We start from the raw sequence: 24,224 nt of genomic DNA on the forward strand, positions 1-24,224 counted from the left end.
CTGCTCCTACAGGGATGGCGTCAGCATTTAGAGGGGATAGTGCTTCAACTCCCGCGCAATCAGCATGCGCTGGATCTCGCTCGACCCTTCATAGATCTGGGTAATACGCGCATCGCGGTAATAGCGCTCCACCGGATAATCCTCCAGGTAGCCATAGCCGCCATGCACCTGGATCGCCATCGAACACACCCGCTCGGCCATTTCCGAGGCAAACAGCTTGGCCTGTGAAGCCTCCGACAGGCATGGCTTGCCGGCGCTGCGCAGGCGCGCCGCATGCAAAATCAGTAGGCGCGCGGCATTCACCTGCACTTGCATGTCGGCCAGCAGGTTGGCGATGCTCTGGTGCTCATTGATCGGTTTGCCAAACTGCACGCGATCGCGCGAATAAACCAGCGCCGCCTCGAACGCGGCACGGGCGATGCCCAAGGCCTGGGCCGCAATGCCGATACGGCCGCCTTCAAGGTTGGACAGGGCGATTGCCAGGCCCTTGCCACGCTCACCCAGCATATTGGCAGCAGGGATACGGCAGTTGTCGAAGGTGACCGCGCAGGTGTCGGAGGCACGGATGCCCATCTTGTGCTCGCTGCGGTCAACCTTGAAGCCCGGGTTGTCGGTAGGCACCAGGAACGCCGACAGGCCCTTTTTGCCCAGCTCCGGGTCGGTTACTGCAAAGACGATGGCCAAGCCGGCACGGCGGGCATTGCTGACGAACTGCTTGGCGCCGTTGATCACCCACTGGCCATCCACCAACTCGGCGCGGGTGCGAAGGTTGTGTGCTTCGGAGCCGGCCTGCGGCTCGGTCAGGCAGAAGCAGCCAATCACCTCGCCTGTGGCCAGGCGCGGCAGCCACTGCTGCTGTTGCTCGGCAGTGCCGTAGGCCAGCAGCGGGCCGCAGCCCACCGAGTTGTGGATGCTCATCATCGCCCCGGTGGCGCCGCAACCGGCGGCGATTTCTTCCACTGCCAAGGCGTAGGCGACGTAGTCGGTGTAGCTGCCGCCAAAGTCTTCCGGCACCACCATGCCCAGCAGGCCCAGCTCGCCCATCTTGCGCACCACGCCGTCATCGATCCAGCCGGCCTTTTCCCAGGCCTGGGCATGCGGAGCGATCTCGCCACGGGCAAAGTCCCGGGCCATGTCGCGGATCATGATCTGTTCTTCGCTCAGTTCCAGGTCTTGCATCTGTGTACTCCCGGGCTCACAGGCCTTCGAAGAATTGGTCGACCCGCTGGCGTTGCAGCGCGGCCAGGGTCGGCGGGTTCCAGTGGGGCTGCTTGTCCTTGTCGATGATCAGGGCGCGCACGCCTTCGATGATGTCGCCGTGCTGGAACCACTGGCGGTCCAGGTGCAGCTCCATTGCAAAGCACTCGTCAAGGCCTAGCTGTCGACCCCGGCGCAGCATCTCCAGGGTAACCGCCATGGCCAGCGGCGAGCGGCTTTCCAGCTGGTCGGCGGTGGCAATGGCCCAGGCGTGGCTGTCGCCAATGCTGACTGCGCGCAGTTGCTCGACCATGGCCGGCAGGTCGGGCAGGGCGAAGAAGTGGTCGATGACCGGGCGCAGTTTTTCCAGTGGCGCGTCGCCCAGCACCTGGGTGCCGAGCTTGGCCAGCAGGTTCTGCAGGTCTTTCAGCGGATTGTCGCTGAACGCCAGTTGGTCGAGGCCCTGATCGAGGGCTGTGATCTGCTCGCTGGCCAGGTACCAGTCGGCCAGGCCACAGTACAAGGCATCAGCCGCCTGGATCTGCACGCCGCTGACGCCCAGGTAGATGCCCAGCTCGCCCGGAAGGCGCGACAGGAAGTAGCTGCCGCCCACGTCCGGGAAGTAGCCGATGCCGACTTCGGGCATGCCCAGCCGGCTGCGTTCGGTCACCACGCGCAGGTCGCAGCCCTGGGCCAGGCCCATGCCGCCACCGAGGGTGAATCCGTCCATCAGCACCAGCACCGGCTTGCGGTAGCGGTGGATGACCAGGTCGAGGGCGTATTCCTCGACAAAGAAGGTTTCGTGCAGCGTGTCGCCGGCCTTGAAGCTGTCGTACAGCGAGCGGATATCGCCACCGGCACAGAAGCCCTTGGGGCCTTCGCCGCGCAACACCACCGCGCGCACGTGTGGGTCTTCGGCCCACAGGTCCAGGTGCTGGCGCAGGCTGCGGACCATGTCCAGGGTCAGGGCATTGAGGCCGGCAGGGCGGTTCAGGATCAGGTGGCCGATCTGGTTGCGAACTTCGGCCAATACGTGGTCGGTTGCCGAGGTGTGAGCGTGCGCAGTCATTGCGTTCTCCCTGCTTTGTTATTGATTTTCCAAGTGAAGTCTGGAGTTCGCTGGAGGATCGCAGGATCCTGGCATGCGAATTTGCCTTGCACAATCGACAATTCTGCAAGGGGTATTCTGCATTTTTGCGTGGGGTGGCGCTATCGACACTTCATCCATGTTCCGGCACGACGCGGTGATCATCTGGCGGTCTGCACGCCTGCCGGCGTCATCGCCGCGGCTTCCTGGGCGTGCTGCTGGGCGTCAAATCCAATGTGGGCGGGGTGGGCATCGCCCTGATCATTACTGCTTGGGCTGCCTGCTGGGGCCGTCAGTGTTGTTTTTTTGTGTTCGAGGTTTACTTGGCTGATAGCACGACATTATCGCAACAACAGTAAACGTGATGTCCTTGCTACGCGGCCATACATATGCGTACCTAGCATTTTTACCAGTAGCAGATCCTAATGATTAGCAGGACAATCGGATCCCTAGTTCGATTTTCTTTTGCTCAGTCCAATAGCTATAAGTTGGTGGTCAGTTGATCTCCGCTGCGCACCTTGTGACGGCGAAGCTCATGCTAAGTCATTATCCTGTGGAGGGTTTATTATGGAATGTCCGTCTGTTGCTGAAAGCAGGTCGCTGGATGATTTTTTGAAAGAGATGAGGGAGAGAGCCCAGACCCTCGGATGGGACGCAATTCTGAGTTATGACAGGCAGAAGACCAATATTCTTTTGATTCAGCAGTATATTGACCGCTTCGCAGAGGGGACTTATTTTCCTGTGTTCCCAGCCAGTGAAATCGAAATCGGCGAGGGTATTTATCATGCCTTGATGGGGCTTGTAATGGCCAAGCCGAGAATTTCATTTGAAAACTCGAGCCTTGCTGATTCCAAAGCTATGTTGACGCTGAATATAGTGGGCGGTAAGCATGTTCAGCTCTCGGAGTCTTACCCCGACGGAAAACCGGTCAGAAAAGTGGAGCGATTAGCTAATCAGAATGCTGCGGCAGGGGCTGCGCTGTATATGGATATCACCTTGCAGGCCGTGCCCGGCTCTTTAGAGCAGGGCGGTAAGGTCATGCTTGATATATCCCAAGGAAGCATCCCGCGCTTTAGCGGCGTTGCAACCGATTTTGAGCGAAGCAAGCTGGGTGAGCATCTGCAAAATATCGTTAAGAGTAACTGGGGTGCTGAAATAACAAATTTCGAACTCAGCAAGTTGTCTCCCGGTGAGGATGAGCTGTTTAGCCCTGGCAGGTTCGGTATCCGTACTCAAGCTGCACCGAAGGGTAAAATACTCGATGCCGAAGAGTACGGTGACGGCGCCGTCGTGGTGTTTGCAGCCATGGAGGGTCGGGACACAGGTAAATACCCTGAGCTGGAATCGGACATGTTGTACATGCTGCCGGATTCCTATTCCAGTAATCTGGTGCTTGGCAGCAACTTTCTAATGACGCAAGTCGTGTTGCCTTGGCTTGAGCGGGTAAAGCTCTTCGAAGATGCAAAGTTTGAATTGAGCGTTGTAGGGGGGCGGTTGGCGCTTGTTGCGAAAGGTGGGGTGTATGAAGTCCCGGCGTACACTTCAGGTTTTGTAGTTGAAAATGGGCTTGGAAAAATTGGTTACGAGAAGATCGCAATCAAGATGTATGAGGGAAACAGCCCGTTGAGGTTATTTGTGGACGGCGATCGCTTGAAACTCAGTTGGCGTTCAGAATCCGTGGAGGTGCCGACCGCTTGGTATGTAACGTATAACACGAATCCCCCGAGCGGTGATCAAGGAAGTGGGACAATATCTGTTAAATGTACAATCGACGCCGAGTTCAAATTTGTAGTGGCGCAGCAGGAGGGTCGTGCTGTATTGAAGTTGGAGCGAGTTCCTGTAACTTCGGAGCGCATTGGCGGGCTTCCAGATCCCTACGATTTTATTCGCCTGTACTACGAGAATTTCGATAAGCTGGTTGCGCGTGATATTACACTGGCGACCGCTCAGCTCGCTAAGATCGCGCCTCAGTTAGACGCTTTTCGGCTGAATAACTTGCTGTTCCAAGGCTCAAACATTGTTTTGCCACGCGATGTACACTGGCCTTTGGATTTGACGGTTTTGGGCGACCTCGCACCAGAGCGCACTGAGTTCGTAATCAGTCCATCGGAGCTTGTGGTAAAAGCTGGTGGGGCTGGCGAGTTTAAAGCCTCAACTGTAACAGGTGTAACGTGGGAGCTCGAAAACCTGCCGGGTGAAACGGGAGCGCTTGGCACAATCGTCAATGGCAAATATACAGCCCCCGCAATGGATGATGATTTGCGTGAGAAGGGGCATCGTCAGTTGATCGTTAAAGCTACCTATGAGGGTAAAACCAGCAAGGCATTGGTCAGCCTGGTTGAGTCGGAGATTTCAGTGTATCCCTTTGTCGCGGCTCTTGGCCTGGGGTCAAGCCATTCGATGATTGCAAGAATGCCACGCACTACGGAGTTGAAATGGTCGCAGCCGCCTGAAGGGTTAGGAACGATCGATACGGACGTTGATCCAGTCAACGGGCCTGGTTACAAATACTTCGCACCCACAAGCCTGCCTAAAGTAAAAGATGATGAACCCCTTTATTACCATTCTATCCGGTTGGCCCCGATTGACATTGCAGACCCGGTAGGCGGTAGCAAAGCTACAATCGATATGCTGATCGTTGGTGGCAAAAGCGGTAATTACTGGCTGGAAACTAAGCTAGGGGCGAATGGTGGTATCCTCTTCACCTTTAATCGAAAATTGCGTGATGGCAAGGTGGAAGAAGTACCTCAGGACTCGACAGAGTGGTCTTTACTCAAAGGCCAGGGTAATCTGGACAAGGGCGTGTTCACACCAGCGTCTGGGGCCGGTGATAAATATGCAATTGTTGTTGCATTCTATGACGACGGTGAAAGTACCGACCGTTTTGACTACGTGATCCTGCCTCTACCCTTCATCGACGAAGATCGCTTCGTTAGTCTTGGTTTGGCAACCCAAGAAGCCTGAACCAACAGCAGGCGTTTTAGTAGGTTAAAAGGCCGGTACTATCTTAACCTCACTGCGAAATTGCCGGGGCCGCTCTGCGGCCCTTTCCGACCGGTCCGGCGCCCCGGCAAGGCCGCTCCAACAACTGAGCGCGCCTGTTGGTCATTCGTTAACTTGATCGTAATGATTAGCGACCGAGCTTGATTGATACCCCAACCACCCCCGCCCTAAGGTAACTCCCACGACAGCGAATCCGTGGAGTCACCCATGACAACAACGCAGAATCCACCGCCGCAATGGTCGCGGCGGCGTGCTGAAAAGCAGCGCCGCCTTGACCGGGCCCGCCACCTCGCCGACGGCGTGGTGCTGCCTACCGAGCATATCGTCGAAGCCCTGGAGCTGTTGCTGGCCCCCGGCGACCGGGTAGTGCTTGAAGGCAACAACCAGAAACAGGCCGACTTCCTCTCGCGTTCGCTGGCCAAGGTCGACCCCGGGCGCTTGCACGACCTGCACATGATCATGCCCAGCGTCAGCCGCGCCGAGCACCTGGACCTGTTCGAGCGCGGCATCGCCCGCAAGCTCGACTTCTCCTTCGCCGGCCCGCAAAGCCTGCGCATCGGCCAATTGCTGGAAGACGGCCTGCTCGAAGTCGGCGCCATCCATACCTATATTGAGCTGTATTCGCGGCTGCTGGTCGACCTGATTCCCAACGTCACCCTGGTGGCCGGCTTCATGGCCGACCGCGATGGCAACCTGTTCACTGGCCCCAGCACCGAGGACACCCCTGCCTTGGTGGAGCCGGCCGCGTTCAGCGACGGCATCGTCATTGCCCAGGTCAACCAGTTGGTGGACCACGTCGATGACCTGCCACGGGTCGATATCCCGGCGTCGTGGGTGGATTTCGTGGTGGTCGCCGACCAACCCTTCTATATAGAACCGCTGTTCACCCGCGACCCGCGTCATATCAAACCGGTGCATGTGCTGATGGCGATGATGGCCATCCGCGGCATCTACGAAAAACACCAGGTGCAGTCGCTGAACCACGGCATTGGCTTCAACACTGCGGCCATTGAGCTGATCCTGCCCACTTACGGCGAGTCCTTGGGCCTGAAAGGCAAGATCTGCCGCAACTGGACGCTCAACCCACACCCGACGCTGATCCCGGCCATCGAGACCGGCTGGGTGCAAAGCGTGCACTGCTTCGGCACCGAACTGGGCATGGAGGATTACATCGCCCAGCGCCCGGACGTGTTCTTCACCGGCCGCGACGGCTCGCTGCGCTCCAACCGCATGATGTGCCAGCTGGCTGGGCAGTACGCCGTGGACCTGTTCATTGGCGCCACCTTGCAGGTGGATGGCGATGGCCATTCCTCGACCGTGACCCGCGGCCGCCTGGCCGGTTTCGGTGGTGCGCCGAACATGGGTCACGACCCGCGCGGCCGCCGCCACGCGACCCCGGCCTGGCTCGACATGACCGTACCGGAAACCATGCTCGAACGCGGCCGCAAGCTGGTGGTGCAGATGGTCGAGACCTACCAGGAAGGCGGCAAGCCCACCTTCGTGGAAACCCTCGATGCCGTGGAAGTGGCGAAAAAGGCCGGCATGCCGTTGGCGCCGGTGATGATCTACGGCGACGACGTCACCCACCTGCTGACCGAAGAAGGCATAGCCTACCTGTACAAGGCCCGCAGCCTGGAAGAGCGCCAGCAGATGATCGCCGCCGTGGCCGGGGTTACCGCCATCGGCCTGCGCCACGACCCCAAGGACACCTTGCGCCTGCGCCAGCAAGGCCTGGTCGCCTTGCCCGAAGACCTTGGCATCCGCCGCACCGACGCCAGCCGCGAGCTGCTGGCTGCGCGCAGCATTGCCGACCTGGTCGAATGGTCCGGCGGCCTGTACAACCCGCCTGCACGCTTCAGGAGCTGGTGATGAAAGCACTCGACTTGCAACCGCATGCGCAACTTCGCGGGCACGCCCGCTCCCACAGGTTTAGCACTGAACCTGAAACTGCCGCGGTCGTTGTAGGAGCGGGTTCACCCGCGAAGAGGCCAGCCCAGGCAACAGAAATCCCCCTGGCCGACCACCTGGCCGACCTCGCCGTAGAAGCCCTGATCGACGAAGCCGACCTGTCCCCCAAACCCGGCCTGGTCGACCGCCGCAGTAGCGGCGCCCACTCCGACATGAGCCTGGCCCTGATGCACGCTTCGGCGCTGGCCCTGTGGCCATGCCTGCGCAACATGGCCGCAGCCGCCCAAACCATCGGCACCATCAGCCAACCCCTGCGCGCCGCACTGGGCCAGCTCGGCCGCGAAGGCGAGGCCGCAATGCTGGCCGCCACCCACGGGGTAAACACCCACCGCGGCGCAATCTGGGCCCTGGGCCTGCTGGTAGCGTCCAAGGCCCTTGCCCCCCAGGCCGACACTACCACTCTGGCCGCCCGCGCTGGGCGCATTGCCCTGTTCGATGACCCGGCCATGCCGCATCAGGACAGCCACGGCCAGCAGGTGCGTCAGCGCTACGGCACCGGCGGCGCCCGCGAACAGGCACAACAAGGCTTCCCTGCGGTCATCGGCCACGGCCTGCCCCAACTGCAGCGCAGCCGCGCGGCCGGTGCCAGCGAGCAGCACGCCCGGCTCGACGCGTTGCTGGCGATCATGGCCGTGCTCAGCGACACCTGCGTGCTCTGGCGCAGCGGCCCAGCCGGGCTGGCCGCCGTCCAGCAAGGCGCCCGCGCCGTACTGGCCGAAGGCGGCAGCGCCACCTTGGCCGGGCGCCGCCACCTGCGCGACCTCGACCAAAATCTGCTGCACCTGAATGCCTCACCGGGCGGCGCCGCCGATTTGCTGGCCGCCTGCCTGTTCCTCGACAAAGCCGGGAGCCTGTGACATGGAAACCCTGACCTTTAACTTCCCCGCCGCCGAACCGGGGCGTGGCCGCACGCTGGTGGGCTGTGTCAGCTCCGGCGACCTTGAAGTGCTGATCGAGCCCGGTACTGCCGGCAGCCTGCAGATTCAGGTGGTGACTTCGGTCAACGGCAGTGGCGCCCGCTGGGCCCAACTGTTCCAGCGTCTGTTCGAAGGCCGCGCCTGGCCGGCCGTGAACATCGACATCCATGACTTTGGCGCCACCCCAGGTGTGGTGCGCCTGCGCCTGGAGCAAGGCTTCGAGGAGATCGCCCATGACTGACACCGCACGCTTGCTGAGCAGCCGCAGCTTCGTCGAACTGGGCGCCCGCCAGCGCGCCCGCGCCGTGCTCGACCCCGGCAGCTTCCGCGAATTGCTGGGCCCGTTCGACCGCCTGATGTCGCCCTGGCTGCCGCGCCAGGGCATCGTGCCGCAGGCCGACGATGGCGTGGTCATCGCCAAGGGCCTGCTGAACGGGCGCAACGCCGTGGTCGCCGCTATCGAAGGTGGTTTCCAGGGCGGCAGCATGGGCGAGGTAGGTGGCGCCAAGATTGCCGGCGCCCTGGAGCTGGCCATCGAAGACAACCGCAACGGCATCCCCACTTGCGCGGTGTTACTGCTGGAGACCGGCGGTGTGCGCCTGCAGGAGGCCAACCTGGGCCTGGCGGCGATTGCCGAAATCCAGGCGGCTATTGTCGAACTGCGTGCCTGGCAGCCGGTAATCGGCCTGATCGCAGGCTCGGTCGGCTGCTTCGGCGGCATGTCGATCGCCGCCGGCCTGTGCAGCCACTTGCTGGTCACCCGCGAAGCCCGGTTGGGTCTCAACGGCCCGCAGGTGATCGAGCAGGAGGCGGGCATCGGCGAATACGATGCCAAGGACCGCCCCTTCATCTGGAGCCTGAGCGGCGGCGAGCAGCGCCATGCCAGCGGGCTGGTCGATGGCTACGTTGCTGACGATATCGAGGCTTTGCGCGAGCGCTTGCTGCAGTTGCTCGACGCACCTTCCAAAGACCGCGCCAGCCAGCACACCTGGTACCTCGAGCGCCTGGCCCGGCTGGGCGATGAATGCCCGCAACTGGACGCCGCCGCCGTGCGTGACCTTTACCAAGGAGAAGCCAAATGAACCGTGCCTTGAACTGGCTGCCGGGCCTGGCCGGCGGGCAAGCCTTGCCGGGCTACCCCGCATCGCTGCGGGTTATCGACGGCGAACTGGACAATCGCCTGGCGCGCTTCATTGCCGTGGTGCCGGATGCCGACAACCCGTTCCCCCGCGCCCGCTCGGGCGAGGTCGGCCTGCTGGAAGGTTGGGGCCTGGCCAAGGCCGTGAGCGAGGCGGTGGAGGCTGACCGCAACGGCCAGAAGCGCGCCATCGTGGCGGTGATCGACGTGCCCAGCCAAGCCTATGGCCGCCGCGAGGAAGCGCTGGGTATTCACCAGGCGCTGGCCGCTGCCGTGCAGGCCTATGCCCAGGCGCGACTGGCCGGGCACGCGGTGATCGGCCTGCTGGTCGGCAAGGCCATGTCTGGCGCCTTTCTGGCCCACGGCTACCAGGCCCAGCGCCTGATCGCCCTGGACGATGCCGGGGTGATGGTGCACGCCATGGGCAAAGCTGCGGCGGCGCGGATTACCCTGCGCAGCGTCGAGCAGCTGGAGGCCTTGGCCGCCGAGGTACCGCCCATGGCCTACGACCTGGACAGCTACGCCTCGTTGGGCCTGCTGTGGCGCCGCCTGACGGTGGACAATGCCGAAGCGCCGAGCAGCGCCGACATTGCTCAGGTACGTGCTTGCCTGGCCGACGCGGTACGCGACATTGGCAGCTCGACCGACCTGTCGTCGCGGCTGGCGGGGAAAAACCGCAGCGCCTCGCGCCAGGTACGCGAGCAGCTGCGCCGACAGTGGCAGGGCGCTTGAGATGAGCGCGCCAAGGCCGCACGACCTGCTCTGGGGGATGCCTGCCTCGGGCTTGCCCGCTGACGCGCCGCAGTGGGCGCGGGAGGTGCTGGCAAGCGGCCGGCCGGTGGTGGTGCGCCGTGCCACCTGTGAGCAAGGCTGGGTAGCGGTCGGGCTGCGTGGTCAGGGCCGGGCGCAGCGCCTGGGTGCGCTGATGCGGCTGGCCGATATCCAGCGTCAGCAAGGCCCCGAAGCGCTGCGCTGGCAAACGCAAAGTCCGTGGCCTGCGTTGCGGGCTTTGGCCTCGGTTGCCCCGGTGTTGAATGCCAGCGGCCTGGCTTGGGGGCCAACAGGCGGGGCGGGCTACCAGATCGCCACAGGCATAGAAGTTGTGCATGCCGACAGCGACCTGGACCTGTTGCTGCGCACGCCACAACCGCTGGCCCGCGCGCAGGCGCGGGAGCTGCTGGATATTCTCGATTGCGCGCCGTGCCGTATTGACGTGCAGCTGGAAACCCCGGCGGGTGCTGTCGCCCTGCGTGAATGGGCCAGCTTCGCCCGCCGCGTGCTGCTCAAGTCCCCCCATGGCGCGCTTTTGGTCAGCGACCCATGGACAACGCTGGAGCGTGCCGCATGAGCAGCCTGTTCGCCTTCCCTGGCCAGGGCGCCCAGCAGGTGGGCATGCTGCAGCGTCTGCCTGAAGGTGCCGGCCAATTGCTGGAAGAGGCCAGCGACACCCTCGGCCAATCAGCGCTTGCGCTGGACAGCCAGCAAGCCCTGCAATCTACCCGCGCCGTGCAGCTGTGCCTGCTGCTGAGCGGCGTGGCCTGGGCGCGCTGGCTGATGCAGCGCAGCCCGGCGCCGGATTATGTGGCGGGGTTGTCGATTGGTGCCTATCCGGCTGCGGTCGTGGCGGGTGCCTTGGGCTTTGCTGATGCCGTGCGCCTGGTTGCCTTGCGTGGCGAGTTGATGCAGCGCGCCTATCCGCAAGGGTACGGCATGACTGCACTCAGCGGCCTGGACCTGGCCAGTGTCGAGCGATTGCTGAACGAGGTGAGTGGTGAGGTGTATGTCGCCAACCTCAACAGCGAAAACCAGATTGTCATTGCCGGCAGCGATACGGCGATGGCTGCGGTTGCGGCCAAGGCACGTAGCCTGGGCCAAGGTGTGGCCCGGCGGCTGGCGGTTAGCGTGCCGTCGCATTGTCCGCTGCTGGCTGGCCCGGCGGCGGAACTGGCCAGGGCCTTCGCGGCAGTCGAATTGCAGCGGCCACGCATCACTTACCTCAGTGGCAGCAGCGCGCGGCCGATCTTCGACCCACAGCGCTTGCGCGACGACCTGGCCGGCAACATGGCGCGGGTGGTCGACTGGCGTGCTACGTTGCGCAACGCCTATGAGCGCGGCGTGCGCCTGCACCTGGAAATGCCGCCGGGCAGCGTGCTCAGCGGCCTGGCCCGGCCGGTGTTCGAACAGGGCAGGGTGGTGGCGGTGGAAGGTACCCGTTGGGACAGCCTGGATGCGCTGCTGCGCCAGGAGGTGGCCCAGAACCGATGATGCCAATTGCTCCCGACTAGCAGGATTACGCGGTCATTGTAGGAGCGGCCTTGCGTCGCGAAAGGGCCGCAAAGCGGCCCCGGCTATCTAAGCCGCGAAGCTGAAATCCTGGGGCCGCTGCGCAGCCCTATCGCGACACAAGGCCGCTCCTACAGGTCCGTAGCGATGGCACAAGTGTGTGTTTACAAGAACAACAACAAGCAACTTCGACACTACCCGAGGACAACAACAATGATCATCTATGGTGTGGCACTGCTGGCGGTCTGTACGCTTGCCGGCGTCATCGTCGGCGACTTCCTGGGCGTGCTGCTGGGCGTCAAATCCAATGTGGGTGGGGTGGGCATTGCCATGATCCTGCTGATCTGCGCCCGCCTGTACATGCACCGCAACGGCGGCATGAGCAAGGAATGTGAGTTCGGCGTGGGCTTCTGGGGCGCCATGTACATCCCGGTGGTGGTGGCCATGGCCGCCCAGCAGAACGTGGTCACCGCCCTGCACGGCGGGCCGGTGGCGCTGCTGGCAGCGATAGGCGCGGTGCTGGTGTGCGGTGCGACCATCGCCCTGATCAGCCGCAGCCACCGCGGCGAACCATTGCCAGCCCTCGAACCCACCCCTGAAACCCGTGCGCAGGTTGCCCCTGCAGGAGGTCGTTGAACATGTGGCCACTCATTGACAATGCGCTGGAACACAACGGCCTGATCACCGCCTTTGCGGTGGTCGGCGGCATCATGTGGCTGTCGGTGGTGCTGTCGAAGTACCTGACCTTCGGCCGCGTGCACGGCTCGGCCATCGCCATCGTCATCGGCCTGGTGCTGGCCTGGGTCGGCGGCACCCTTACCGGTGGCCAGAAAGGCCTGGCCGACATGGCGCTGTTCTCCGGTATCGGCCTGATGGGCGGGGCCATGCTGCGCGACTTCGCCATCGTCGCCACGGCCTTCGAGGTGCAGGCCACCGAGGCGCGCCGGGCCGGCATGATCGGCGCGGTGGCGCTGCTGCTGGGCACGGTGCTGCCGTTCATTGTTGGTGCGGCGGTGGCTTATGCCTTCGGTTATCGCGATGCGGTAAGCATGACCACCATCGGCGCGGGCGCGGTGACCTATATCGTCGGGCCGGTGACCGGGGCGGCGCTGGGTGCCAGCTCGGATGTGATGGCCCTGTCGATTGCCACCGGGCTGATCAAGGCGATCCTGGTGATGGTGTTTACCCCGGTCTCGGCGCGGCTGCTGGCGCTGGACAACCCGCGTTCGGCGATGGTGTTCGGTGGTTTGGCAGGGACGGTGTCGGGGGTGACGGCCGGGTTGGCCGCGACGGATCGGCGGCTGGTGCCGTATGGGGCGTTGACCGCGACCTTTCATACCGGGTTGGGGTGCCTGATGGGGCCGTCGATTCTGTACTTCTGCGTACGGGGCCTGGTTGGCTAACACCAAACGCAAACCTGGAAGCCCTGCCCAGATCCCTGTGTGCGGCTTTAGCCGCGAACACCGGCCTAGCCGGTGCCATCCACCGCGGCGCCTGCTTCGCGGGCAAGCCCGCTCCCACATCGACCGCGCCGACTTCAAGTCATGTGCAGTACCTGTGGGCGCTGGCTTGCCGGCGATGAGGCCGCTCGACGCCACATCAATGCCAGGTGATATCCCCGGTCTGCCGGTGGAACAGCAACTCTGCCAAGGCCTTGGTCATCTGCACATGATGCACCGCATTGACCAACATGTTGATGCCGGGCTCACCAGCGTTGGCGCAGATGTATTCGTCCAGCGTGTCTTCGATCCCGGACATTAACTGGAGGGCGTGGATCAGGGCGTCAACCGAGGGCATATCCTGGTTGATGGTGTAGAACGGGCGGGGTGAAAGCTTTGCGGGTGGATCGGGTACGAGCTTTTTCATTATGTAATTCCAGCTTCTAGAAGAATGGAACTACCACCAGAATCTTTCTCATGGATTGAGGGTGGCAGCCGTACGCGGGTGTGAGAAAGCCGAGAAGAAGCTAGCAAAGACCCGGCCAGGCGAAAGCCCGCCCACGTACGGCCACCATCAAGGTGCTGCTAGCTTATCTGTCGGGTTCTCATGCCCGGTCACCGAAGCGACTTGGAAACGTTATCTGTGGGGTGATTTCCCGACAACAGCGATAGTTCGGCAGCGCGCGTAGGATAATTCCTAAGCGGGTTAATTCTGAAGCATTTGGTTGCAGGTTCAGAAATGTCTTACAGGCGATGGCTTTGTTGGCTGTGGGGGGTAGGGCGGGGGATTGGGTGAGGGCTGCCATGTGTCCGGCACCACATTTTCGGCGCCTGTGAGATCGAGCGCCGCCCGCGCGGCGCTTCGCGGCTAAAGCCGCTCCTACGTTTGTTTCGGGCCAGTCCCTCCTGTGCCAGGCGCGCGCGATCGCCTTGTTTGTACGACGCGATATCGAGCCATGCGCCAAGGCGTTCGCGCGCGAATCCCATAGGAATAATTGGCCCGAAACAAACGTAGGAGCGGCTTTAGCCGCGAAGCGCCGCGCGGGCGGCGCTCGATCTCATAGGCGCTGAAAATGTTTCGGAGGACACCTTGCGGCGCTCGACCTCACAGGCGCAAACAATGGCATGGCAAGCACCTGCAACCCCACCCCCAATTCGGGGAAACCCGCCGGGGATTGCCCCCCAATCTGCCACACACGCCGTCGCAACCAACTGAAAACAATACATATTCACACCTGGCACACACCTTGCTGAAGCTCCCCGCAGAGAACCTGTGTCCCGGAGGTGCAGCATGTCGACACCGCTCAAAGGCCCCATCCTGTCATCACTTGTTCTGGCCTTGTTCGGCTGGGAGTCGACCAGCGAGGCGGCCGTACAGTGCCAGCGTACCCTGGTCGCCAACGTGGTGGCGCTGGACCAGCCACTGATGTTCAATCGCCTTGGCGCGCAAAACGCCAATGGCATGATGTTCGCCCTGCGCGAGGATGTGGTGGACGACAAGAACGTCCCCCTCAGCATGGGCGGGGCCGCTGTACCGGGCAAGGTCACCCTGCGCCCGGACAAGCGCCCACGGCCCATCGTGCTGCGTGTGGCCGCCGGTGACTGCCTCACGGTCAACCTGACCAACTTGCTCGATTACCGGGCTAACCCGAACAAGCACGGCATCGAGGCTGAAGAGCCAGAGGGTGAAGAGGAAGGGCCGGAAATCGAAAACGAAGCCAGCGAAAACTTCGTCGCCGATGAGCAGGTAAATGATCGCCACGTAGGCTTCCAGGTCAACGGCATGCAGGCCGTGAACAGCATTGGCGACATCGCTGCCAACACCGGTCGCAATGGCAACTTCCTGGTTTCGCCGGGCAATACCCGCAGCTATACGCTCTATGCGGAACGCGAGGGCGCTTTCGCCGCCACCAGCCAAGGGGCCACCTTTGGTGGGCAGGGTGGTGCCGGCAACGTCGCCAATGGTTTGTTTGGCCAAGTGGTGGTAGTGCCCAAAGGTGGCCGCACCTACCGCAACACGCTGACTGAAGAAGAGATGCGCCTGGCCACCACCGGCCGGACCGCCACCGGCCAGCCGGTGATCGACTACGAAGCCCGCTACCCGCAAACGCAGCCGTGGCTGGCCGAAGGCAAGGCCGGCAAACCGATCATTGCCATGGTCAACGGCAACGAGATCCTCAACAGTGAAACCGATGCCATCGTCATGGGCCCTAACCCGGACGGCAGCTTCCCCAAAGCCACCTACCCGCTGGAGAATATCGGCAAGCGCAACCCGGCGCTGCCCAACCGCCTGGAGGCGTTCCGCGATTTCGCCTCGCAATTTGCCGATGAAGTGGCTGCCACCCAGGCCTTCCCCGGCTACTGGGCCGACCCGGTGATGGGCCATGTGCTGGAGCCGACGCGCGACTCGTTCATGATCAACTACGGCTCTGGCGGCATGGGCGCCGAAGTGGTCGCCAACCGCCTGGGCGTAGGGCCAATGCATGACTGCCTGTCGTGCGCTTACGAGGAGTTCTTCCTCAGCGCCCACACAGTAGGTGACATTGGCACCCTGGTGGACGTGCCGGCCAACGTCGGCCTGGAGAACATCCGCCCAGGTGAAACGCCCCCCGCAAATGCCGTGGGCGTGAAAGCCAACATGGCGCTTTACCCTGCCGAACCCGCCAACGTGCACCACAGCTATATCGGCGATTTCACCAAGTTCCGCAACACCCACAATGGCCATGAACAGCACATCTTCCACTTGCACGGCCACCAGTGGCTGTTCAACCCGAACGACGATAACTCCGACTATATCGATGCCCAAGGCATCGGTCCGGGTATCGGCTACACCTACGAAATCGCCAACGGTGGTTCGGGTAACCGCAACCGGGTGGCGGGTGATGCCATCTACCACTGCCATTTCTACCCGCACTTTGCCCAAGGCATGTGGGCCATGTGGCGGGTACACGACGTGTTCGAGGAAGGCACCCGCCTGGAGGTGAGCGGGCAGGGCGAGAATGGCTTCCACAGCACCCCGTTCGCCCTGCGCAGCGGCAAGCCGGCGGTTGGCGCCCGGGCCCTGCCGGATGGCGAGATCGTTGCCGGTACGCCGATCCCGGCGATTGTGCCGCTGCCCGGCAAGGCAATGGCGCCGATGCCAGGCAAAGTGGTGGTGGTACCGAAACTCTCCGAAGAGCTGGTCGCCGCCAATGACGATGATCACGATGACGAAGAAGAGGGCGACGACGACCACGCCAACCAGGCACCGGTACGCAAAGCCATTGGCTCGCTGGCCATGGTCGACCGCACCGATGCCAACCGCAACGTCGACGGCACCCTGAAAAACCCAGGCTACCCGTTCTGGATCGGTGGCATGGAAAGCAGCGTCGGCAACCGCCCACCAACCCCACCACTGGACATGCTCGACCCGGACCTGGCTCGGCAGCTCAAAGCCAGCGGCAAAGCCCTGTGGGCCAACCTGGATGCGAACCAGGTCGATGGCTGGGACGGCGGCCTCGGTCGCCACGCGCTGGACGGTGTATCCGCTGGCGGCGAGGCCGTGACGACCACCACCAAACTGGACTTCACCAAGGTGGTACACAAGGCCAAGCCGATCTACCTGCCGGAAGAGGGCACCGATGTCGAACAGGCGGCCATGCAGTTCCACGCCATGGCCGAGCACCCCAGCTATGCGCTGATCCCCGGTAGCCAGCCTGTAGCCAAGGTATTCCGTACCAACGGTGCCTTGCCGACTGCCGGCGCGCCGTTCTACGAGCCGTGCATGGATGACCGTGGCAAGCGCCTGACCCAGTCTTCGGGGGTAGGCGAGTTCTTCAGCGGTGAAAGCCTTACTGGCCTGAGCTTCCGTGGCGCCTCAACCTTTACCGCCGACCGCCCTCGCATCTACAAGGGCGCCAACATCCAGTTCGACGCGGTGTACAACAAGGTTGGCTACCACTTCCCGCAAGCGCGCATCATCGCCCTGTGGGAAGACGCCTGGCCGGTGATCACCAAGCAGCGCCCACCAGAGCCGCTGGTGATGCGCATGAACACCTTCGACTGCACCATGTACCAGCACACCAACCTGATCCCGAACATCTATGAGATGGACGACTACCAGGTGCGCACCCCGACCGACGTGATCGGCCAGCACATCCACCTGCCCAAGTGGGACCTGACTGCCGCCGACGGCTCGGCCAACGGCTGGAACTACGAAGACGGCATTCTCTCGCCCGGCAGCGTGGTCGAGCGCGTGCATGCCATTCGTGCCTACAACGGTTGCACCGAAGGAGATACCCGCGACGGCACTGCCGCCTGCCCCAAAGCCAAACAGCACCCGTACTTTGGCCGCTTTGGCCGGGCTGACTGGCTTGGCGCACGTACGGCCATGCAACGCTGGTTCGCTGACCCGTTGGTGAACGTGCACAACGTGGACCGTGGCCTGGGTACCATCTTCACTCACGACCACCTCGGCCCATCGACGCACCAGCAGCTTGGCCTGTATGCCACCGTACTGGCCGAACCTGCCGGTTCCACCTGGTACCACGCCGAAACCGGCGAGCAGCTGTACAACCCGGCCACGCGCCAGGACGGCGGCCCGACCTCGTGGCAGGCGGTGATCCAGACCGGCGACCATGATGGCGATGGCAAGAATGACAGCTACCGCGAGTTCTTCCTGGAGTACAGCGACTTCCAGCATGCCTATGAAGCCGGCGTGTACGTTGGGGCCGGTCCTGACGGTATCCCCAACGGCCAGTCCTACCCAGCCACGGCAGACAGCTTCCGCTACGCCATCAACCCGCCCGTGCGGCAGAAGGCATCCAACCTGCTTGAGTCGGTGGTCGAGTCGCGTGGCGGCTTGAACCCAGGTTGCCCGAGCCGGCCTTGCCCACAGGCGATTTCCGTGGATGACCCAGGCATGTTCGTTGTCAACTACCGCAACGAGCCACTGGCCCTGCGCGTATTCGACCCGAACAAGGTTGGCCCGGACGGCAAGCGTGGCATGCAGGCCGACGGCCTCGGCGGCGACCTGAGCTATGCCTTGCAGAGCCGTACCGACCGTGCAATCCCGGCCATGAACATGGCGCCTTCGGCGATTACCTCGGCGGTTGGCCCAACTGGTGGGACGACCCTGTTCCCACCTCACATCAACAAGGCGGGCAGCGAGCCAGGCGACCCGTTCACCCCCATGCTGCGTACCTATTCCGGGGACAACGTGCGCCTGCGCCTGCATGCAGGTGGTCATGAAGAGGAACACAACGTCACCCTGCATGGCGTCAAGTGGCTGCAAAACGGCTCTGGCTTCGGCAACAGCTCCAACTCGGGCTGGAAGGCCTCGCAGATGATCGGTATTTCCGAACAGATGGGCTTCATGGCGCCGGTGTCGATGATTTCCAGTTCCGCTGCCACCAACGGCGACTACCTGTACTCGATGGACGCGGCACTGGAAGGTTACTGGAACGGCATCTGGGGGGTGATGCGCAACTACACCGCACAGCGCGCGGACCTGTTCGCCTTGCCGAACAACCCGCAACCGGTGGCCATGCGCAACACCGTGAACTTCGACGGCATCTGCCCGAAAACCACAGCCAACCCCAACGGCATCGGTACCCGCACCACGGTCAAGCGCAGTTACGAGATTGTCGCGGCGCTGGCCAACGACATTCTCGAGAACCGTAACGGGGTCAGCATCAACGACCCGGCCGGTGTCGGCCAGCATGTTGGCGGCCCGTTGAAGTCCAATGGCGGCACCCTGGTGTTCAACAGCCGCAAGACCAGCATCCCGCAGGTCACGGTTGTCGACGAGGAAGATGGCACCACCTTCACCGTGGGCGGCCACAGTGCACCGCTGCATGACCCGACCGCAGTGCTGTACGTGCGCAAGGCCGACCTGGACGCGACGACTGGCAAGCTCAAGGCCGGCGTGCCGGTTGAGCCGCTGGTACTGCGCGCAAACGCCGGGGACTGCATCAGTATCACCCTGGAGAACCGCCTGCCGTTGGTGATGCCGGACCTGCCCAGCACTGCCGTGATGCAGAACGTGGTCAAGCGTGACCGCTTCGGTAGCGAAGGCTCCACGGCCTTCAACAACAACCTGATGCGGCCGTCGAGCCATGTCGGCCTGCATGCCCAGCTGCTGGCCTATGACATCACCAAGTCCGACGGTGCCAACGTGGGGGCCAACCCCGTGCAGACCGTACCGCCTCGGGCGGGCAACAGCGGCGCCTACCCAAGCCGGGTGTACCAGTACTATGCCGGCCACCTGGAGCGCGAAGGCAAGCCAATGCTGCAACTGGGCCGCACGGTGGACAACATCAACACCACGGCGATCGAGTTCGGTGGGCTCAACCTGACCCCGTCGGACTTCATCAAGCAGCCACAAAAAGGCCTGGTCGGTGGCATGAGCATCTTGCCGCAGACGGCGACCTGGACCGAGGACATCGCCAGCCGTGCACAGGCTACGGTCAAGGTCAGCGGGCAGCCCGACTATCGCGACCTGGTAACGGTGTGGCAGCGCTCGATGAACATGCGCTGGGCGGACGGCCGTCCTGTCGAAGGCATCGCTACCGAGGGCAATGGTGTACCGGGCGACCCGAAAGACAACGGCAACATGGCCTTGAACTACAAGACTGAGCCGCTGTGGCTGCGCTTTGGCCTGGCACCGGATGCCCCCTTCGGCCATGCCGATGGCTTCGGCTTCGCGGATGTGCCCAACGCGCACATGGCCTACAGCAATGCCTTGGTAGGCGGTGACCCGCAAACGCCGGTGCTGTATGCCAAGCCTGGCCAGCCAGTGCGCAGCCATGTGCTGATGCCCAGTGGTGGCAGCCGCGGCATCACTTACCAGCTGGATGGGCACCTGTGGCCGCTGCACAACTACCAGGCCGAGAAGAGTGATGTGAACGGCTACCCCACGAGCCTGCCCGGCATCGGCTCGGTGCGCTTCGGCTTCAACCCGATGGCCATGTACATCGGTGCCCAGGAAAGCGTACTGCCAGCGGCGCACTTCAGCTTCATGCTGCCGAGCGCCGGCGGGGCCAACGCGGTGGCGGGTGACTACCTGTTCCGCGACTACGCCGCCTACGGCAACCTCTCGGGGCTGTGGGGGATTCTGCGGGTGACCAACGAAGCGCCGCCGGTGACGGCGCCGGCGCAATAGGCATTGAATACCGGGCAAGGATGCCCGTTTTATGGGGGTGACGATGAACAAAGCCGCTGGATATTCCAGCGGTTTTTTTTTGCCTGCCTTGATAAAGCATTTCGGCTGAGAGGTGCTTGGCACGACATTTTCAGCGCCTGTGAGATCGAGCGCCGCCCGCGCGGCGCTTCGCAGCACAAGGCTGCTCCTACATCTGTTTCGGGCCAGTCACGCCTGTGCGGTCACCGCTGTCCGCCTTGTGTGTTCCATTCAATATCGAAGGGTGCGCCGTTGCTCTTCATCGATCTCCAGCCATGCACCAAGGCTGCAACCCAACTGGCACAGGAATAACTGGCCCGAAACAGATGTAGGAGCAGCCTTGTGCTGCGAAGCGCCGCGCGGGCGGCGCTCGATCTGTGCATCAACCTGAATCCCAAGGCATGCACCTGGAAGCCCTCACCCCACCTCTCCGACGGACAAATCGCAGCCGCTCTTCCCCAGTTTCCCGTAAAGAACCTTTTTCGCCATTTGCCCCCCGTTTTCGGGGAACAGGCTGGGGCATCCTCCCCAGTGTTCTCCGGTAGTTGCGCTAAGTTTCTGTTCTAAATGTAATTTTCAGATGGCATACCGCTTGCTAGAACACTCCATAGAATAATGAGCCTCGTGGAGGTGTTGCATGGTCGTCACACCCGAATTTGCCGCCCCGTTCGAGCAACATCTGCACCGCCTGAGCAAGAGGGCGCAACCATGAAGCTCAAACTGCGGCCGGTTCATGCCGGCCTGTTGCTGAGCATGGCCTTGATCGGCCTTGGGCTTGCCTATGAGGAGCTCTGGTGCGATCCCCGCGAGCTGCTGCAGCAACCTGCCGACCCGCAGGCCCTGCACCGGCTCAGCCGGGACGGCGTAACCGTGGAGTTCGAGGCCCGGCCGCTGGCCGGGGGCGAGCTGCAGGAGGGCAGTTTCGCCAACATCCGCTTCAAGGTCAGCGACCAGTACAGTGGCCAGCCGCTGTCGGGCATGGCCCCGGGGGCGTGGATCGACCCGGCGCAGTCGGCCCCGGTGGGCGACCGCGACCAGAGCTGCAAGGCCCGTGTCGCGCTGTTTCTGAAAAGCAGCATCGGTGCCCGGCCATTGCTCGACCTGAACAGCTACTTCCTGTTGATGCTGAACAAGGACGCCAGCCTGACGGTGATCGACCCAACCGTGTCGGTGGGCGGCGTGACCAGCACCATGGCCCGCATCGACCTGCCCGGGCAACCCATGGACTGGGCGGCCACTGGCGACGACAAGCAGGTGTTCGTGTCGATCCCCGAGCGCGGCAAGGTTTCGGTGATCGACACCGAAACCTTCACCCGTGTGGCCGACCTGGACGCCGGTGACCAGCCGGTGCGGGTGGTGCTGCAGCCTGACCAGCACCGGCTGTGGGTGGGCAATAACAGCAAAGACCCGGCCAAGGGCGGGGTAACGGTAATCGATGTGCCGGGGCGCACTACCCTGAAAAGCTTCAATACCGGCACCGGGCACCACGAAATAGCCTTCAGTGCCGACTCGCGCTTTGCCTACGTCAGCAACCGCGACAGCGGCACCCTGAGCGTTATCGACATCCCGGAAATGCGCCTGGCCAAGACCATCAAGGTTGGCCCGCACCCGCTGTCGGTCAGCTACTCGGCGCTGTCCCAGGCCGTATACGTGGTCGATGGCGAGGAAGGCAGCGTGCGGGTGTTCGATGCCCGCAGCCACCAACTGCGCCATACGGTCACTGCCGAGCAGGGCCTGGGGCCGATGCGCTTCAGCAGCGATGGCCGCTACGGCATCGTGCTCAACACCCTGGAGAACCAGGCCCTGGTGATCGACGCCAGTACCGACAAGCTGATCCACCACATCCCGGTGGCCGCAGAACCGTACCAGCTGACCTTCACCAAGGGCTATGCCTATGTGCGTGGCCTGGCATCGCCGAAGGTGAGCATGATCAACCTGGCCAGCCTGGGCGAAGGGCGCGCGCCGATCGTCCAGGGCTTCGAAGCCGGCCCGGCGGCGCCGCGCCAGGCCGGTGACCTGCCGCTGGCCCAGGGTCTGTCGGTGTCGCGCGACGACAATTCGGTGTTCGTGGTCAACCCGGTGGACAACACCACCTACTTCTATGCCGAAGGCATGAACGCGCCGATGTCCGGTTACAACAACCGCGGCCACCAGGCCCGCGCCGCCATCGTCGTGGACCGCAGCCTGCGCGAGATGGCGCCCGGCGTGTATGGCTCGACAGTGAAAATGCCGGCCGCCGGCAAGTTCGATGTGGCCTTCCTGCTCAACCAGCCGCAGATCATCCACTGCTTCAGCACCGACGTGGCCGAGTCGGCCAATGCCAGCAAGCGCAAGGGCGCGCATGCCGAGTTCATCGGCCTGGACCAACCGTTGCCGCAGCATAGCGCCGTGACTGCGCGGGTACGCATCGTCGGTGACGACGGCCAGCCGCGCCTGGGCCTGAGCGACCTGAGCCTGCGCTACTTCCTGGCGCCGTCGTCGATGCCACGCAACCTGCAACTGCAGGAAGTGGGCGAGGGCATCTATCAAGCGGCCCTGACCCTGCCCGAAGCCGGCGCCTGGTACCTGCATGTGCAGTCACCTTCGCTGGGCCGCAAGTTTGCCGAAGAAAACTACACCAGCCTGCGTGTCCTGCCGGCTGCAGCGACCAACGCCTCCCAGACTGACGCGAGGAATGTGCGATGAAGACCAAGCATTCTTTCAAACTGCTGGCCCTGAGCCTGGCGTTTGCCAGCAACCTGGCCATGGCCCATGCCGGCCACGACCACAACGGCAGCGCCGAACAGCCGCCGGCGGCGCGCCAGGAAAAGACCAGCGTACGCTTTGCCGATGTTTCCCTGCTGAACCAGGACGGCATGCCGGTACGCCTGGAACGGGACCTGGTGGGTGACCACCTGGTGGTCATGGGCTTTATCTACACCAGCTGCACCACGGTGTGCCCGGTGGTGTCGTCGATCATGGGCAAGGTCCAGCAGCAGCTGGGCGGCCGGGTAGGCGAAGAGATCCATATGGTGTCGATCAGCGTTGACCCGCAGCGTGACGATGCCAAGCGCCTGCAAGACTATGCCAAGGCCTTCCAGAAAGGGCCGGGCTGGAGCTGGCTGACCGGTACCCCGTACGCCATCACCGAAACTCTCAAGGGCCTGGGCAGCTTCAGTGCCGACCTCAGCCAGCACCCACCGCTGATCCTGGTGGGTGACGGGCGCAGCGGGCACTGGACGCGTTACTACGGCTTTACCGACCCGGCGGTGCTGATCGAAGAAATCAACCGCCTCAGCGCCCGCCGCGTGCATGCCAAGAGCACCGCCGTTGCCGACCATCACGAGGTGCAACCATGAGCCAGGTAACTTCCCACCGCGCGAGCATGCGCGGCTTCGACTGGCTGGTGCTGGGCGGCTGCCTGTGGATCCTCGCCTCGGTGGCGTTCGCCCACGAGGGCCATGCACCGCAGGCGCCCGAGCCGCAGCCGGCGCCGCAGGCCATGACCAGTGGCGGCGGCACGCGCGATGCCCAGACCTGGTTCACCGACACCGTGCTCAAGGACCAGAACGGCCGCGAACTGCGCTTCTACAGCGATGTGCTCAAGGACAAGGTGGTGATGCTCAACGTGATCTTCACCCACTGCACCGACGCCTGCCCGCTGATCACCCGCAAGCTGCGCGAAGTACGCGAAGCCATGGGACCAGAACTGGCAAGCCAGGTGACCTTCGTGTCGATCAGCAGCGACCCGCTCAACGACACCCCGCAGGCGCTCAAGGCGTTTGCCGAGAAGCAGGGGGTGGATGGGCCGAACTGGTTGTTCCTGACCGGTGACAAGGCCAATGTCGACCTGGTGCTCGGCCGCATCGGCCAGTTCCTGCCCAGCCCCGAACAGCACTCGACCCAGCTGATTGCCGGTGATGTGGCGGGCAAGCGCTGGAGCAAGATCCGCCCGGATGCGCCGCCTGCGGCAATTGCCCAGCGCATGCAGCTACTGGCCCAGCCTTTGGCTGGTCGGTGAGTATCATGCGCAGTATTTCGGCAATGCTGGCGC

Annotated in this window: 17 protein-coding genes and 1 pseudogene; 15 read left to right on the forward strand and 3 right to left on the reverse strand. The window is 63.1% G+C overall.

Translation table 11 applies throughout. The features are described from left to right. Nucleotides 1-27 precede the first annotated feature (27 nt). Nucleotides 28-1,179 carry an acyl-CoA dehydrogenase family protein gene (locus tag ACIP1G_RS18155; protein ID WP_400739510.1) on the reverse strand — a complete coding sequence of 384 codons (1,152 nt, stop codon included), beginning with the start codon at nucleotides 1,177-1,179 and terminating at the stop codon, nucleotides 28-30. A gap of 16 nt (nucleotides 1,180-1,195) precedes the next feature. Next, nucleotides 1,196-2,266 (reverse strand): enoyl-CoA hydratase/isomerase family protein, encoded by a 1,071-nt coding sequence (locus tag ACIP1G_RS18160; protein WP_400739512.1) that lies wholly within the window; start codon nucleotides 2,264-2,266, stop codon nucleotides 1,196-1,198. 183 nt (nucleotides 2,267-2,449) lie between these two features. Between ACIP1G_RS18160 and ACIP1G_RS18165 the strand changes: the two are divergent. The 11 genes and pseudogenes from ACIP1G_RS18165 to madM form a co-directional block, all read left to right on the forward strand. After that, a pseudogene (locus tag ACIP1G_RS18165) lies at nucleotides 2,450-2,571 on the forward strand (malonate transporter subunit MadL); the annotation flags it as partial. A 280-nt stretch (nucleotides 2,572-2,851) separates the two neighbouring features. Then, on the forward strand, nucleotides 2,852-5,248 hold the full coding sequence (locus ACIP1G_RS18170; protein WP_400739515.1) for a hypothetical protein: 2,397 nt from the start codon (nucleotides 2,852-2,854) through the stop codon (nucleotides 5,246-5,248). A 246-nt stretch (nucleotides 5,249-5,494) separates the two neighbouring features. Continuing rightward, on the forward strand, nucleotides 5,495-7,156 hold the full coding sequence (mdcA, locus tag ACIP1G_RS18175) for a malonate decarboxylase subunit alpha (RefSeq protein WP_400739517.1): 1,662 nt from the start codon (nucleotides 5,495-5,497) through the stop codon (nucleotides 7,154-7,156). Continuing rightward, a complete protein-coding gene (locus ACIP1G_RS18180) occupies nucleotides 7,156-8,112 on the forward strand; it encodes a triphosphoribosyl-dephospho-CoA synthase (protein WP_400739519.1) in 957 nt (318 codons plus the stop codon). Before mdcA ends, ACIP1G_RS18180 begins: the two co-directional genes overlap by 1 nt. A 1-nt stretch (nucleotide 8,113) precedes the next feature. Then, nucleotides 8,114-8,413 (forward strand): malonate decarboxylase subunit delta, encoded by a 300-nt coding sequence (locus tag ACIP1G_RS18185; RefSeq protein WP_400617900.1) that lies wholly within the window; start codon nucleotides 8,114-8,116, stop codon nucleotides 8,411-8,413. Then, nucleotides 8,406-9,254 carry a biotin-independent malonate decarboxylase subunit beta gene (locus ACIP1G_RS18190; RefSeq protein ID WP_400739521.1) on the forward strand — a complete coding sequence of 283 codons (849 nt, stop codon included), beginning with the start codon at nucleotides 8,406-8,408 and terminating at the stop codon, nucleotides 9,252-9,254. The genes ACIP1G_RS18185 and ACIP1G_RS18190 overlap by 8 nt, the downstream gene beginning before the upstream one ends. Continuing rightward, nucleotides 9,251-10,042 (forward strand): biotin-independent malonate decarboxylase subunit gamma, encoded by a 792-nt coding sequence (mdcE, locus tag ACIP1G_RS18195; protein WP_400739523.1) that lies wholly within the window; start codon nucleotides 9,251-9,253, stop codon nucleotides 10,040-10,042. Before ACIP1G_RS18190 ends, mdcE begins: the two co-directional genes overlap by 4 nt. A 1-nt stretch (nucleotide 10,043) precedes the next feature. After that, nucleotides 10,044-10,658: a malonate decarboxylase holo-ACP synthase gene (locus tag ACIP1G_RS18200; protein WP_400739525.1), complete on the forward strand. Its 615-nt coding sequence runs from the start codon at nucleotides 10,044-10,046 to the stop codon at nucleotides 10,656-10,658. Further along, nucleotides 10,655-11,575 (forward strand): malonate decarboxylase subunit epsilon, encoded by a 921-nt coding sequence (gene mdcH, locus ACIP1G_RS18205; protein ID WP_400739527.1) that lies wholly within the window; start codon nucleotides 10,655-10,657, stop codon nucleotides 11,573-11,575. Before ACIP1G_RS18200 ends, mdcH begins: the two co-directional genes overlap by 4 nt. A 231-nt stretch (nucleotides 11,576-11,806) precedes the next feature. Further along, nucleotides 11,807-12,229 carry a malonate transporter subunit MadL gene (gene madL, locus ACIP1G_RS18210; RefSeq protein ID WP_400739529.1) on the forward strand — a complete coding sequence of 141 codons (423 nt, stop codon included), beginning with the start codon at nucleotides 11,807-11,809 and terminating at the stop codon, nucleotides 12,227-12,229. Between the two features lie 2 nt (nucleotides 12,230-12,231). Further along, on the forward strand, nucleotides 12,232-12,996 hold the full coding sequence (gene madM, locus ACIP1G_RS18215) for a malonate transporter subunit MadM (protein WP_400739531.1): 765 nt from the start codon (nucleotides 12,232-12,234) through the stop codon (nucleotides 12,994-12,996). Between the two features lie 196 nt (nucleotides 12,997-13,192). On the opposite strand, the gene ACIP1G_RS18220 is transcribed toward madM, so the two are convergent. Next, nucleotides 13,193-13,459: a hypothetical protein gene (locus ACIP1G_RS18220; protein WP_400739533.1), complete on the reverse strand. Its 267-nt coding sequence runs from the start codon at nucleotides 13,457-13,459 to the stop codon at nucleotides 13,193-13,195. Nucleotides 13,460-14,323: 864 nt separating this feature from the next. Here ACIP1G_RS18220 and mnxG point away from each other — a divergent pair. The 4 genes from mnxG to ACIP1G_RS18240 all read left to right on the forward strand — a co-directional run bounded on the left by mnxG (nucleotide 14,324) and on the right by ACIP1G_RS18240 (nucleotide 24,191). After that, complete coding sequence (gene mnxG, locus ACIP1G_RS18225) at nucleotides 14,324-20,173, forward strand: manganese-oxidizing multicopper oxidase MnxG (RefSeq protein WP_400739535.1); 5,850 nt, start codon at nucleotides 14,324-14,326, stop codon at nucleotides 20,171-20,173. A gap of 726 nt (nucleotides 20,174-20,899) precedes the next feature. After that, the gene (locus tag ACIP1G_RS18230; RefSeq protein ID WP_400739536.1) at nucleotides 20,900-22,876 is read left to right on the forward strand and encodes a cytochrome D1 domain-containing protein; all 1,977 of its coding nucleotides are present in this window, start codon (nucleotides 20,900-20,902) and stop codon (nucleotides 22,874-22,876) included. Beyond that, nucleotides 22,873-23,529 (forward strand): SCO family protein, encoded by a 657-nt coding sequence (locus ACIP1G_RS18235; RefSeq protein WP_400739537.1) that lies wholly within the window; start codon nucleotides 22,873-22,875, stop codon nucleotides 23,527-23,529. The genes ACIP1G_RS18230 and ACIP1G_RS18235 overlap by 4 nt, the downstream gene beginning before the upstream one ends. Beyond that, on the forward strand, nucleotides 23,526-24,191 hold the full coding sequence (locus ACIP1G_RS18240; RefSeq protein ID WP_400739539.1) for an SCO family protein: 666 nt from the start codon (nucleotides 23,526-23,528) through the stop codon (nucleotides 24,189-24,191). Before ACIP1G_RS18235 ends, ACIP1G_RS18240 begins: the two co-directional genes overlap by 4 nt. Nucleotides 24,192-24,224 lie beyond the last annotated feature (33 nt).

Source organism: Pseudomonas sp. NPDC089392 (genome assembly GCF_044749595.1).
Taxonomy (GTDB): domain Bacteria; phylum Pseudomonadota; class Gammaproteobacteria; order Pseudomonadales; family Pseudomonadaceae; genus Aquipseudomonas.

Bases quoted from the DNA above. Each gene is read 5' to 3' on its own strand.
- ACIP1G_RS18155 (WP_400739510.1), bottom strand. From the start codon at position 1,179: ATGCAAGACCTGGAACTGAGCGAAGAACAGATCATGATCCGCGACATG.
- ACIP1G_RS18160 (WP_400739512.1), bottom strand. From the start codon at position 2,266: ATGACTGCGCACGCTCACACCTCGGCAACCGACCACGTATTGGCCGAA.
- ACIP1G_RS18170 (WP_400739515.1), top strand. From the start codon at position 2,852: ATGGAATGTCCGTCTGTTGCTGAAAGCAGGTCGCTGGATGATTTTTTG.
- mdcA (WP_400739517.1), top strand. From the start codon at position 5,495: ATGACAACAACGCAGAATCCACCGCCGCAATGGTCGCGGCGGCGTGCT.
- ACIP1G_RS18180 (WP_400739519.1), top strand. From the start codon at position 7,156: ATGAAAGCACTCGACTTGCAACCGCATGCGCAACTTCGCGGGCACGCC.
- ACIP1G_RS18185 (WP_400617900.1), top strand. From the start codon at position 8,114: ATGGAAACCCTGACCTTTAACTTCCCCGCCGCCGAACCGGGGCGTGGC.
- ACIP1G_RS18190 (WP_400739521.1), top strand. From the start codon at position 8,406: ATGACTGACACCGCACGCTTGCTGAGCAGCCGCAGCTTCGTCGAACTG.
- mdcE (WP_400739523.1), top strand. From the start codon at position 9,251: ATGAACCGTGCCTTGAACTGGCTGCCGGGCCTGGCCGGCGGGCAAGCC.
- ACIP1G_RS18200 (WP_400739525.1), top strand. From the start codon at position 10,044: ATGAGCGCGCCAAGGCCGCACGACCTGCTCTGGGGGATGCCTGCCTCG.
- mdcH (WP_400739527.1), top strand. From the start codon at position 10,655: ATGAGCAGCCTGTTCGCCTTCCCTGGCCAGGGCGCCCAGCAGGTGGGC.
- madL (WP_400739529.1), top strand. From the start codon at position 11,807: ATGATCATCTATGGTGTGGCACTGCTGGCGGTCTGTACGCTTGCCGGC.
- madM (WP_400739531.1), top strand. From the start codon at position 12,232: ATGTGGCCACTCATTGACAATGCGCTGGAACACAACGGCCTGATCACC.
- ACIP1G_RS18220 (WP_400739533.1), bottom strand. From the start codon at position 13,459: ATGAAAAAGCTCGTACCCGATCCACCCGCAAAGCTTTCACCCCGCCCG.
- mnxG (WP_400739535.1), top strand. From the start codon at position 14,324: ATGTCGACACCGCTCAAAGGCCCCATCCTGTCATCACTTGTTCTGGCC.
- ACIP1G_RS18230 (WP_400739536.1), top strand. From the start codon at position 20,900: ATGAAGCTCAAACTGCGGCCGGTTCATGCCGGCCTGTTGCTGAGCATG.
- ACIP1G_RS18235 (WP_400739537.1), top strand. From the start codon at position 22,873: ATGAAGACCAAGCATTCTTTCAAACTGCTGGCCCTGAGCCTGGCGTTT.
- ACIP1G_RS18240 (WP_400739539.1), top strand. From the start codon at position 23,526: ATGAGCCAGGTAACTTCCCACCGCGCGAGCATGCGCGGCTTCGACTGG.